Genomic DNA, 12,753 nt, shown 5'->3' with positions numbered 1-12,753 from the left:
AAATCTTGGCTTTGTAAAGGAGTATTATAACATTAATTCGCCATCTTTTAAAATAACTATTCCATCAGCTATTAATGTAGGTTTAGTCATAATTAAATCATAATGACAAGGGGCTTTAATAATTCCACCAAGAGTAATATTAGTTCCAACTCCTATATGAAGAGAACCAAATACACCCTCATCTTCTAACATACTTCCAGTAAATACACATTCAGGATTTAAACCTACTCCTACTTCAGCTACATTATAAACATTTTTATCATTTTTACTAATCCAATCAGCAGCTAATTTTTTAGCTTCTTCTCCTCCAGTAATAGTTTCTAGAACTATATAACCATCTTTTACTTCCATTCTAACAGGAGTTTTTAATAAACCTATTCCAATATAAGGAATACTAGCATCAGCTACAATAACTCCATTTGCACTTCCTTCAACAGGAGAAACATTAGCTTCTACAGTAGGAACTGGTCCAAATTCACCAGGACCAACTAAACCTGTTAAAGCATTTCCTCTTCTACCTTCTCCAGATAAAGTAAGATTAGTTCCTAAAGGAGTAGTAATTGTTATTACTTTTGAACCTGCTAAAGTTTCGGCAACTTTTTTACAATCAGCTGCTGCTTTATGATAATCAGCATGTACTCCTCCTTTAATCATTTGGTCTTCATTGAATTGTGTTAACATAATTCCTCTTGATCCATTAGCACATGCGTCTTTAACAGCATGAGTATGAGTAATAGAAGTATATACAGCACTAATAAAAGCATCAGATTCCTTCATTGCTGCAGCTATTGTTTTTGGAGGTTCTTGTCCATCTCTTTCTCTAGGCATTAATATATGAATAGAAGGTTCAGCTTTAGCGGCAATTACAGCAGCTGCTAATGCTTCAGCTATTCTCATTTGTTTAGGTTCAGTTATAATTGCTACCTGTTCATTTTCTTTTACTCCTAAATTTACTTCCACAATTGATCTAGCACCTTTAGCCATCATTATTTTTTTCATTATTATCATCTCCTTAAACTATTTATACATATTAATAAAAGTTACAATTATAATTGAATTGAAAAAGTTAATAAATAAACTACCTACTAATGGTAAAATGAAAAATGCTGTTGGAGCTTTTCCATATTTTTCTTCAACAGATTGCATATTAGCCATAGCAGTAGGAACAGCACCTAATCCAAAACCACAATGACCAACTGCCATCATAGCAGCTTCAAAATCTTTTCCCATCATTCTAAATGTTAAGAAAATTGCACAAATAAACATTAATATAGTTTGAGCTATTAATAAAATAATCATAGGAATAGCTAAATCAGCAATTTGCCATAATTTTAAATTCATCATAGATAAAGCTAAGAATAACATTAAAGATAAATCACCCATTATTCTAACTTCATTTTCTTTTATTTTAAAATTAGGAGAATAATCTGCGATATTTCTCATAATTGCAGCTGCAATCATAGCACCAACAGAATCAGGGAAAGTTAAACCAATTTTCTTTAATCCGATAGAAATTATAGAACCAAGAGCCATTGAAATTAATAATTGATACATTGCTGATTGAATTCTTTTCTCATCAATTTTATCTTTATTTTCCTCAAAATTTTCATTATTATTTTCAAAATTTTCATTTTTTATGGCTTTAGATACTAATTTATATTTTTCAATAAGAAACTTACCTGTAGGACCACCTATTAAACTTCCAGAAACTAAACCAAAAGTAGCAGCAGCTAAAGAAATAGTTAAAGCATTAGATAAACCAGCTTCTTCTAATACTGGAGCAAATGCTGCAGAGGTTCCATGTCCACCAGTCATAGGAATAGAAGCAGTTGCTAATCCAACTAAAGGATTTAAGCCTAAAAATTTAGCTAAATATACACCAAGAAAATTTTGAAGAATAACTACAATAATAGAAGCTATTAAAAATTTTAATACTTGAGGACCACCCTTTTTTAATAGTTTATAGCTTGCTGTAAATCCAATACTAGAATAGAAAGCTAAGGCAAAGAAGTTACTAAGTACAAAGTTTAATTTTAAATTAAATAAACCTGTTGAATATCCTATTGAAAGTAATATTGTAAAGATTAATCCACCTACAACAGGAACTGGAATACAAAATCTTCTAAGTATTTCAACTCTTTTTTTAATAAAATCTCCAACAATTAAGACAATTGCAGCAGTAGCTACTGTTAAAAATAAATTAAATTCTAACTCCATAAAAACCTCCCTAAACTTTTTTATTTTATATTCCATATTATATATTCTATAGAATATTTTATATTTAATATATACTATATTTTCCAATGTATGTCAAGCTTTTTTTATAAAAAAATTGTATTTATTAAAATAATATTGTAAAATATATAAAATAAAATATTTAAAAATGATTGGAGATTAAAATGTCTGAATTTCAATTAAAAGAAAAAAAAACTTTAAGTGAAAAAGCTTATGAAAAATTAAAAGAATTAATAATAGATGGAACATTGGAAAAAGGAAGTAAAATAACAGAGACATCTATAGCTAAAATGTTTGGGATAAGTCCTACACCTATAAGAGAAGCTTTTAGAAAATTATCAGCAGAAGGGTTAATAGAGGTTAATTCTTGGAAAGGTGTTATTATAAAAGGAATAGGAAAGAAAGATTTACTTGAAATATATGAATGTAGAGAAGCTTTAGAGGGAATGGCTGGATATTTAGCTTCTAATAATATTACTGATAGAGATATAACTGAGTTAGAAGAAATTATAATTGAATCTGATAATGTTAAAGAAATAAAAGAACTTATTAAATTGAATACTCAATTTCATGATAAAATATTAGAAATAGCAAATAACGAAAGATTAAAAAGGCTTTTGAGTGATTTAATGGGAGTAATTTTATATGATAGAGATATTTCTAATAGATACACTACTAGAAGAGAAGAAATTTTAGAAGAACATAAAGAAATATTAAAATATTTAAAAATGAGAGATGCAGAAAAAGTATCTATGTTAATGAAAGAACATGTAAGACATGGATATATTTTTATAAAAAATAAAAGAGATAAATAGAGTAATAATATTGATTACGATTTATTGAGATATATAGATGTTTAAAATTCTAAAAAGAATTGAAAGGTAGCCAACAAAAAGGTAACAAATTTATTTTAAAAATTTTATAAATCTTTTTAAAATAAGGTGTTATAAAGATTGTTTTAGTGAAGTTTCTGTTTACGCAGAAAAGTAATTCTTTTAACGAAGAACATCAAAAGCCCTGTAAATACAGGGCTTTTTTACTTTACAAAATTAAAAAAATACCTAAAAAATACCCTTTTTTTGTGGCGGTAGGTAAGAAAATAATAATAAACTTTTTAATAGTAAATAGTGAAAATATACAAGTTTTTCTTGTTGTATATCTAAATTTTTCTATTTGATTTTTGGTATATTTTCTTTTAAATATATTATATTAGAGAGAAAATAATTTTATAATTAAGAAAGAAAAAAGAGAAATTAAAAGAAAAAATATATTTTTATAATTAGAGAAGTAGAAAATTAATAAATAGAAGGCTTTATATATCAGAGAGTAGAAAAAATGACATTAGTATCAAATGATGTAAAAGTTTAAACAAAACAATCATTAGAAAATTTAAAAACAATATTAGATGAAGCAGGATATACATTAAAGATGTAGTAAAAGCAACATGTTTCATAAAAAATATGGATGACTTTGGAGCAATAAATGAAGTATATAATGAATATTTAGGAGAAATAAAACCAGTAAGAGCTTGTGTAGAGGTAGCAAGATTACCAAAAAATGTAGAAGTAAAAATAGAATTAACAGTTGTAAAATAATACCCTAAGAAATATATTGATAAAAAAGGATTGAATATTTAATCCTTTTTTATATTCTAAAAAGTAAGAAAATTATAAAAAATATCACATAATATAAAATATAATAATTCTAAAATAGGGAAATACAAAAATTAAATCTTTACTTTATTTATATTCTAGTGCTATTATATTTATACAAAATTATATTGGAGGAAAAAAGTGGATATAGAAAAATTTTTAGATGATTTAGAAAAGTTAGTAAATATAGATTGTGGAAGTAATGTGCCAGAAGGATTGAGAGAAGTAACTGATTTTTTTAAAGAGAGATTAAAAGAAAATTGGATAATCAAAGAGTATCCAGAAAATAATGGAAAAAATCCAGTTTTATTATTAAAAAATAATAACTCAGAAAAAATAGATTTATTATTTTTAGGGCATAATGATACAGTTTTTCCAAAAGGAACAACAAAAGATTGGAAATATAGATTAGAAAAAGATATAGTTACTGGACCTGGATGTTGTGATATGAAAGCAGGGGTATTATCTATGGTAGAGATAGCAGAGGAGTTTAGAAAAGAAAATATAAATATAGCTATGATAATGAATACTGATGAAGAGATTGGTTCTAAATTTTCTAAATCAATTATAGAAGAGGTAGGAAAAAATACAAAATATGCAATGGTATTTGAACCAGCACGAAAAAATGGAAATAATGTTATAGAGAGAAAAGGGATTATAAAATATAAAGTAGAATTTTTTGGAAAAGCATCTCATGCAGGAAATGCCCCTCAAGAAGGAATAAATTCTATATTAGAAGCAGTACATTGGATTACAGAAATTTCTAAATTACATAATTGGGAAATAAAAAATTCTATAAATGTAGGAATTATAGAGGGAGGAGTAGGAGTTAATATAGTTCCAGACTATGCAGCTATTGAATTTGAAGGAAGGTCACATAATTTAGAATTCTTTAATGAAATTGAAGATAAAATAAAAGAATTAGAAAAAAATCCTGTAGTTAAAGGGATAAAAATAAATATAGAAAGAGGAGGATTTAGAGCTCCTTTGGTATTAAATGAAAAATCTGAATTATTAAAAAATATTTTTGATGAGAGTAAAAAAGAATTAAATATTCAATGTGATTGGGAGATAGCAGGGGGATGTTCTGATGGAAATTTCTTAGGAGTACTAGGAGTTGGTGTAATAGATGGATTAGGACCAATAGGTGGAGAAGCTCACAGTAAAAGAGAATATTTAGAAGTATCAAGTATAAAAGAAAGAATAGAATTAGTAAAAAAAGTAATAAGAAAAATGATAGAAAGAAAAATGTTTGATTAAAATAATAAAAAGTCAAAAAGGAAAATTATGAGGAAGATAAATATAACAATAGCACAAGTAAAATCTATACATGGAGAGCCTGAAAAAAATTTGGAGAAAGCAGTTGAGATTATAGAAGAAGCTTCTAAAAATGGAAGTAATTTAGTTATTTTTCCAGAACTATTTTATACAGGATATTTTAATAGAAGAAAAACTTTTTATGAGTTATCCGAAGAAAAAAATGGAAATCTTTTCAATAAATTAAAAGAAATTTCTATAAAAAATAATATTTATATTATAATGGGTTATTCTGAAAAAGAGAAGGATACTTATTATAATAGCTTGATGTTTGTTGATAACAAAGGAAATCTATTATGTAATTATAGAAAAATTTATTGTTGGGAAGAAGAAAATAGAACATTTACTAAAGGAGATAAATTATTTGCTTGTGATACAGAGTTTGGAAAGATTGGGTTATTAAATTGTTATGATATAGAATTTCCAGAACTTTTTAGAATATTACATTTTAAAGGAGCAGAATTAATAATTTGCCCTTCTGTTTGGAGTGAATGGTTAAAAAATAGATGGCATTCTAGTCTAACAGCTGGAGCTATTAATAATCTTTATTATGTTGTTGGAGTTAATACTGTAGGATTAAATCCACTTGGACAACATATATGTGGAAGTAGTGAAGTAATATCTCCTTTTGGGAATGTTGTGGCTAAAGCTTCAGAGGTAGAAGAAGAAATTTTAAATGTTACAATTGATTTAGATGAAGTAACAAAAACTAGAGAAGAATATCCTATTTGGAAAGATTATAGAATGGATATGTTTAATTTTGAGTTACTAAAAAAATATTAATAAAAAATTATCAAAAAATATTTATTAGAAAGCTAGTTAAATTTTTAACTAGTTTTTTATTATATTTTTTTTGAAAAAAGATAAAAAAAATTGATTTTTCAAAAATTTTTTGAAAAATTTACTTAAAAGGAAAAAATAAAAAAATAACAAAAAACTTTCAAAAAAATTAAGAAAAAATCTAAGAAAACTGAAAGAATAAATATGAGAAATTCTATTTATGAATATGAAAATAAAAAATACATATGTTATATGTATTAAAAATAATCAAAAAGATAAGAAAAATAATTTTTTGATATGATAAAAAATATTTCAAAAAAAAGTGGAATGGTTTTTTACTTGAAAGAGTATATAAAAAAAAGTATACTTTGAATATAAGAATTAAAGAGGTGAACAATATGGCCATAACAAGAGATGTTCTAAATCTTATAAAAAGTATAACAGAAAATAAAATAAATTCTTTAGAAGAAAATGCAAAACTTATGGGTGTTAGTGAAAGAAGTATAAGATATAAAATAGAAGATTGTAATTATCACTTACAAGGTCTTGGACTTCCAGAACTGAAACTTAAACTTGGAAAGATTTCTTTTTCTTCCTCGTTAGATGAAGTAGTAAAAAAGATAAAAGAAAATATAAATACTTATAATTTTTCACAAGATGAAAGAGAAAAGATTATTTTAACTTTATATCTTTTTGGAAAAGGAAAACTAACTATAGATGAGATAAGTGATTTCTTAGGGGTTAGTAATGTTACTTTAAAATCAGATATAAAGAAAATAAAAAAATATGTAAAAACTTTTATGTTAGATTTATCAGCAGAAACTAATAGATATTTAGAGCTTACTGGGGAAGAAGAAAATGTTAGAAAATTAATGCTAGATATTTTACTAAAGAATTATGATATAAGTTTTAAAAATGATAGCATCTTTGTGTCAAAAACTTATTACTATGGCTATTTTATTCCTTGGGAAGAAATGGATATTTTCTTTGAAACAGAAAAAATAAAATTAGCTTCTGAAATATTAAAAAGTATATTAGAAAAAAATAATAAAAAATTAAGTGATGAAGCTTATAAAGTTTTATTTTTCTATATTTTAATAGTTTTAAATAGATATGCCAAACATTCAATAGAGCACTTTAAAAATAAACAATTTCTTTCAAATACTGAAGAGTATTTAAGTGTAAAAAATACATTAGAAAAATTTGATTTAAAAGAGGGAGAACTTTTAAGTCTTACAGAATATTTTTTAGGAAGTCATACCTTTAATTTTGATGATTCTTTTTATGGAAATTGGGTACAAGTTGAAACTTTCATAATGTCTTTAATAAAAGAGATTAGTAAGTTTGGTTATTCAGACTTAGAAAAAGATTTTACTTTACTTGAAGGACTTATAAATCATATAAAACCAGCAATATATAGGGCTAAGATGGGTGGAAAATTAGACACTCATATTTATGAAGAATTTAAGGAAAGTTATCCTACAATTCTTTCTCAAGTAGAAGAAGCTTGGTCTAAATGTGATTTTAAAAATTTGAATATGTCAAATGAAGAGATAGCATATATAGCAATGCATTTTCAATTAGCTATAAAGAGAACTAGAAAGAAAAAATTAAAAAATATATTGATTGTTTGTGGTTCAGGATATAGTACTTCAAAATTTTTAGCAGAAAGCATACAAGAAAAATTCTCTGTAAATATAATTGATACTATTCCTTATAATTTGTTAGATACTTATAATAACTTAGATGAAGTAGATTTAATAATAACAACAATTGATAATCTTGAAAATACTTATGTTCCAGTTGTTACAGTTTCACCTATTTTAAATAAAGAAGATATTCAAAAGTTGGAAAAATTAAATCTTTCACAAGTAAAGAGCAAAATAAAACTTTCTAAATTGTTAGAGGTTATAAAAGAAAGTACAACTTCTTTAGATGAAGAAAAATTTATAAAAGAGTTAAAAGAAAAATTCAAAGGGGAAATTTTTGACGATAGACAACAGTTAAAACAACTTAAATTTACAGATATGATGTCTTTATCAAGAATTGAGTTGATAAAAAATGTTAATGATTGGCAAGAAGCCATATCTTTAGGAAGCAAAAAACTTGTAGATGAAAATATGGTAAATGAGGATTATTCAGATGAGATAATCAAACTTATCAATAAATTTGGAAGTTATATGGTTATTCAAGAGGGAATAATTTTAGCTCATGCAAATCCAGAAAATAGTGTTAAAAAAACAGGAATAGGAATTCTTTATATTGAAGATGGGATAAATTTTCCAGATAAAGAAAAAGTATATTTAGTGATAACACTTGCTAGTAAGGATAAAAGAGAACATCTAAATGGACTTATGGAATTTATCAATATTATAAGAGAAAAAAATATTTTAAAATTATTAAAAGATGTTAAAACACCTAGTGAGATATTTATAATTATAAAAAATTTATTTTATTAATATAAAGGAGAGTATAATGGAATTAATAGTTAAAAATCGTGTATTATTAGACAAAACTTTTTCAAATAAGGAAGAAGCTATAAAAGAAATGGCAAAACTTTTCTTAGAAGAGGGAATAGTAGAAGATTATGATAAATATGTGGAATCTTTATTTGACAGAGAAAATATAGCTCCAACAGCTGTTGGATATGAAGTAGGGTTACCTCATGGTAAAAGTGATGCAGTTACAAGACCAGCTGTTGCTTTTGCAAGACTTAATGAGGAAATTTTATGGGATAGTGAAGAAAATGAAAATGCTAAATTTATATTTATGTTAGCTATACCTAATGCAGCAGCAGGTAATGAGCATATAAATATTTTAGTAAATCTTTCTAAAAAAATATTAGATGATGATTTTAGAGATTTAATAACAAAAGCAACTTCTACAGAAGAAATTGTAAAAGCAATAAACGAATAATAAAAATAAAAAAATTATATATAGGGGGATAAAAATGAAAAATACTTTATTAGAATTAAGAAAACATTTACTATTCGGTACAAGTCACATGATACCATTTATAGTTGCTGGGGGAGTTTTACTATCACTTGCAGTTATGATTAGTGGAAAAGGAGCTGTACCTGATACAGGAATATTAAAAGATATTTCAGATATGGGTATTGCAGGACTTACATTATTCACAGCAGTTCTTGGAGGATATATAGCTTTCTCTATAGCAGATAGACCTGGATTAGCTCCTGGTATGATTGGTTCTTGGATAGCAGTTTCTCAATATAAAACAGGATTTTTAGGAGCTATAATAGTTGGATTCTTAGCTGGTTATGTTGTTAATATGTTAAAGAAAATAAAATTACCAGCAAGTATGAGATCTTTATCTACAATATTTATTTGTCCTTTATTTGGAACATTAATAGTTTCAGGAATAGTTATGTGGGTTATAGGAACTCCAATAGCTTTAATGATGGAAGGATTAAATAACTGGTTAAGTAGTATGAGAGATACAGGAAAAGTTGCTTTAGGAGCTATTCTTGGAGGAATGACAGCATTTGATATGGGAGGACCAATAAATAAAGTTGCTACATTATTTGCTCAAACTCAAGTTGATACACACCCATGGTTAATGGGAGGAGTTGGAGTTGCAATTTGTACACCACCTATCGGAATGGGATTAGCAACAATATTAGGACCTAAAAAATATACTCGTGAAGAAAAAGAAGCTGGAAAAGCAGCAATACTTATGGGATTAATCGGAATTTCTGAAGGAGCTATTCCATTCGCAGCAGCTGACCCATTAAGAGTTTTACCTTCAATAGTTGTAGGAGGAATGGTTGGAAACATAATAGGATTTGTTATGAATGTTGTTAACCATGCACCTTGGGGAGGATGGATTGTTCTTCCAGTAGTAGAAGGAAAATTAGGATATGTTATAGCAACAATTGCAGGTTCTCTTGTAACAGCATTAATGGTAAACTTATTAAAAAAACCAATAGTTGAAAAAATAGAAACTACTGATGCAACAGATGATTCAGAAGAAGTTGAATTAGATTTTGACTAAAATATAAAAAATAACGACTAAGAAAATATAATAAAAATACAAAGATTTTGGAGGAATAAAAATGAAAATAGTAGCAGTAACATCATGTCCTTCTGGTGTAGCACATACATATATGGCAGCAGAAGCTCTTAAAAAAGCAGCAGAAAAAGCAGGAGTAGAAGTAAAAGTAGAAACTCAAGGAGCAATTGGAATTGAAAATGTTATAACAGCAGAAGATTTAGCAAATACAGATTATGTAGTATTAACTAAAGAAGTTGCTATAAAAAATGAAGAAAGATTTACTGGAAAGAAAATCGTTAGAGTAAAAATAGCTGATGTAGTAAAAAAATCTGATAGTATTGTAGAAAAATTAATTGCTCATTACAATCAAAATAAATAATTTATAAAAAATAAAAAATTATTACACTTTTTATCTTAAAATTTTAAGATAGGAAGTGTAATTTTTTTATAGCTAAAAAATACTTTTTTAATATTTAATATAAATAATTTTATGTAATTAAAAAAATATGTTATAATAATATTATACAAAAATTAAATTTATGGAGGATAAACTATGAATGATGATATGTACATTAGAATGACAGAAACTAAAATTTCAAAATTAATTCCAAGATTAGCGATTCCTACCATAATAACAATGTTAGTAACCTCTATTTATAATATGGCTGATACATTTTTTGTAAGTCAAATAGGAACATCAGCTTCAGCAGCTGTAGGGATTAATTTTTCGCTTATGGCTATGATACAAGCAATTGGTTTTACTTTAGGAATGGGAAGTGGAAATTATGTATCAAGAAGTTTAGGTAATCAAGATAGTGAGGGAGCCCATAGAGCAGCAGCTACAGCTTTTTTTACAGCTTTAATTTTAGGGGGAAGTTTATCAATAATAGGACTTTTAAATTTAGATAAATTTGTGAGAATTTTAGGTGCTACACCAACAATAGTTCCTTATGCTAAAGATTATGCAAAATATATTTTAATAGGAACTCCATACATGTGTTGTGCTTTTGTTTTAAATAATTTACATAGGTCACAAGGAAATGCTTTTTATTCTATGCTTGGGTTAGTAACAGGTGGAATATTGAATATGATACTTGACCCTATTTTAATTTTTAAATTTAATATGGGAATATCAGGAGCAGCTATCGCAACAATATTCAGTCAATTTATAAGTTTTACAATCTTATTTTTTATGAGTCAGAGAAATAAAAAAAATGTAACTATAAAAATTAGTAAATTTACATTTAAACCATGGGTATATAAAGAAATTTTTAAAGCAGGTCTTCCAAGCCTTTCTCGTCAAGGGTTAGCAAGTATGGCAGCAGTGGCATTAAATGTATGTGCAAGTCCTTTTGGTGATGCAGCTATAGCAGCAATGTCAATTACAGTTAGAATAATGTTATTTATAAATTCCTCACTGATAGGATTTGGACAAGGTTTTCAACCTGTATGTGGTTATAATTATGGAGCAAAAAAATATGAGAGAGTTTTAGAAGCTTATTATTTTTGTTTAAAAGTAGGAGTTATATTATTAACTATTTTAGGAATTTTATGTTTTGTATTTTCTCCAGAAATAATAGCTTCATTTAGAAAAGAAGATTTAGAAGTAATAGAGATAGGAACAATAGCTTTACGTTACCAATGTTTAACATTGCCTATTCAAGCATCAATTGTTATGGCAAATATGTTAACTCAATCAATAGGTTATGGGTTCTGGGCAACTTTAGTAGCTATGGGTAGACAAGGGATATTTTTAATTCCGGCTCTTTTTATTTTACCAAATATGTATGGAATAAGAGGTTTGCAATATTGTCAACCTCTTGCAGATATTTGTACTTTTATAGTTGGATTATTAGTTGTAAAAAAAGTTATAAAGGACTTAAAAATAAAAATGATGGAAGAAAATTTTTAAACTAATTAAAGATTTTTATTAAAAAGATTAATATATTGACAATTTTTATAAGAATATGATAAAATTTTTCGGTTATAAAAAATATTAGGAGAGATAAAATGAATTTAATAACATTATTTTTACTTGCTATAGGACTTTCTATGGATGCATTTTCAGTTTCTTTATGTAAAGGATTAAGTTGTCAAAAATTTTCCTTAAAAAATGCTTTAATTGTTGGACTTTGGTTTGGAGGTTTTCAAGCATTAATGCCTTGTATAGGATATTTGTTAGGTATTAATTTTCAAAGCGTAATAGAAAGAGTAGACCATTGGATAGCAGCTATTTTATTAGGGGTAATTGGAATAAATATGATAAAAGAGGCATTTTCTGATGAAGAAGAAAAAGAAGGAGGTTCTTTTGAAATAAAAGAAATGTTTTTATTAGCAGTAGCAACAAGCATAGATGCTTTAGCAGTAGGAATAACTTTTGCATTTTTAAAAGTTCAAATAATATTATCTACATTTCTTATAGGAATAACAACTTTTTGTTTTTCTTCAGTAGGAGTAAAATTAGGAAATATTTTTGGAGTAAAATACAAGAGTAAAGCAGAAGTTTTAGGAGGGATAATTTTAATTCTTTTAGGACAAAAAATTTTATTTGAACATTTAGGATTGTTGAATTTATAAAAAATAGCACGGAGAAAAACGTGCTATTTTTTATCATAAAGCATATGTAAAATATAGAGCAAGAAATTTATTTATGGTAATAATTTTTTTACATTAAAAAATAATAAAGAACTAAATTCATAATCCTAAAATATTAAAGTAATTGTTTTGCGAACTCTTTTTTTATTTATTGCAAATTGA

At 26.1% G+C, this 12,753-nt stretch carries 11 protein-coding genes and 1 pseudogene; 10 read left to right on the top strand and 2 right to left on the bottom strand.

Going from position 1 to position 12,753, the window contains the following annotated elements; all coding sequences use genetic code 11:
• Nucleotides 1-24: 24 nt before the first annotated feature.
• On the bottom strand, nt 25-999 hold the full coding sequence (locus T364_RS0109050; RefSeq protein WP_027129307.1) for an aminopeptidase: 975 nt from the start codon (nt 997-999) through the stop codon (nt 25-27).
• An 18-nt stretch (nt 1,000-1,017) separates the two neighbouring features.
• Nucleotides 1,018-2,217, bottom strand: a complete 1,200-nt coding sequence (gene gltS / locus T364_RS0109045) for a sodium/glutamate symporter (RefSeq protein ID WP_027129306.1) — start codon at nt 2,215-2,217, stop codon at nt 1,018-1,020.
• A gap of 182 nt (nt 2,218-2,399) precedes the next feature.
• On the opposite strand from gltS, the gene T364_RS0109040 reads away from it, so the two are divergent.
• From T364_RS0109040 to T364_RS0108995, 10 genes and pseudogenes are all read left to right on the top strand, one after another.
• On the top strand, nt 2,400-3,050 hold the full coding sequence (locus T364_RS0109040; RefSeq protein ID WP_027129305.1) for a GntR family transcriptional regulator: 651 nt from the start codon (nt 2,400-2,402) through the stop codon (nt 3,048-3,050).
• A 520-nt stretch (nt 3,051-3,570) separates the two neighbouring features.
• Nucleotides 3,571-3,830 (top strand): annotated as a pseudogene (locus T364_RS10815) (Rid family hydrolase); the annotation flags it as partial.
• A 198-nt stretch (nt 3,831-4,028) separates the two neighbouring features.
• Nucleotides 4,029-5,147, top strand: coding sequence for a M20 family metallopeptidase (locus T364_RS0109030; protein WP_027129304.1), 1,119 nt, complete (start codon nt 4,029-4,031; stop codon nt 5,145-5,147).
• A 27-nt stretch (nt 5,148-5,174) separates the two neighbouring features.
• On the top strand, nt 5,175-5,987 hold the full coding sequence (locus T364_RS0109025; protein WP_035945611.1) for a carbon-nitrogen hydrolase family protein: 813 nt from the start codon (nt 5,175-5,177) through the stop codon (nt 5,985-5,987).
• A 395-nt stretch (nt 5,988-6,382) separates the two neighbouring features.
• Nucleotides 6,383-8,443 (top strand): BglG family transcription antiterminator, encoded by a 2,061-nt coding sequence (locus tag T364_RS0109020; RefSeq protein WP_027129302.1) that lies wholly within the window; start codon nt 6,383-6,385, stop codon nt 8,441-8,443.
• Nucleotides 8,444-8,459: 16 nt separating this feature from the next.
• A complete protein-coding gene (locus tag T364_RS0109015) occupies nt 8,460-8,900 on the top strand; it encodes a PTS sugar transporter subunit IIA (RefSeq protein WP_027129301.1) in 441 nt (146 codons plus the stop codon).
• 34 nt (nt 8,901-8,934) lie between these two features.
• Complete coding sequence (locus tag T364_RS0109010) at nt 8,935-9,996, top strand: PTS fructose transporter subunit EIIC (protein WP_027129300.1); 1,062 nt, start codon at nt 8,935-8,937, stop codon at nt 9,994-9,996.
• A gap of 61 nt (nt 9,997-10,057) precedes the next feature.
• Nucleotides 10,058-10,375 (top strand): PTS fructose-like transporter subunit IIB, encoded by a 318-nt coding sequence (locus tag T364_RS0109005; protein WP_027129299.1) that lies wholly within the window; start codon nt 10,058-10,060, stop codon nt 10,373-10,375.
• Nucleotides 10,376-10,549: 174 nt separating this feature from the next.
• A complete protein-coding gene (locus T364_RS0109000; protein WP_027129298.1) occupies nt 10,550-11,908 on the top strand; it encodes an MATE family efflux transporter in 1,359 nt (452 codons plus the stop codon).
• A gap of 98 nt (nt 11,909-12,006) precedes the next feature.
• Nucleotides 12,007-12,573, top strand: coding sequence for a manganese efflux pump MntP (locus T364_RS0108995; RefSeq protein WP_027129297.1), 567 nt, complete (start codon nt 12,007-12,009; stop codon nt 12,571-12,573).
• Nucleotides 12,574-12,753: the final 180 nt, after the last annotated feature.

The organism is Fusobacterium perfoetens ATCC 29250, from assembly GCF_000622245.1.
Taxonomy (GTDB): Bacteria; Fusobacteriota; Fusobacteriia; order Fusobacteriales; family Fusobacteriaceae; genus Fusobacterium_B; species Fusobacterium_B perfoetens.
This window is presented reverse-complemented; position numbering and strand designations above follow the sequence as displayed.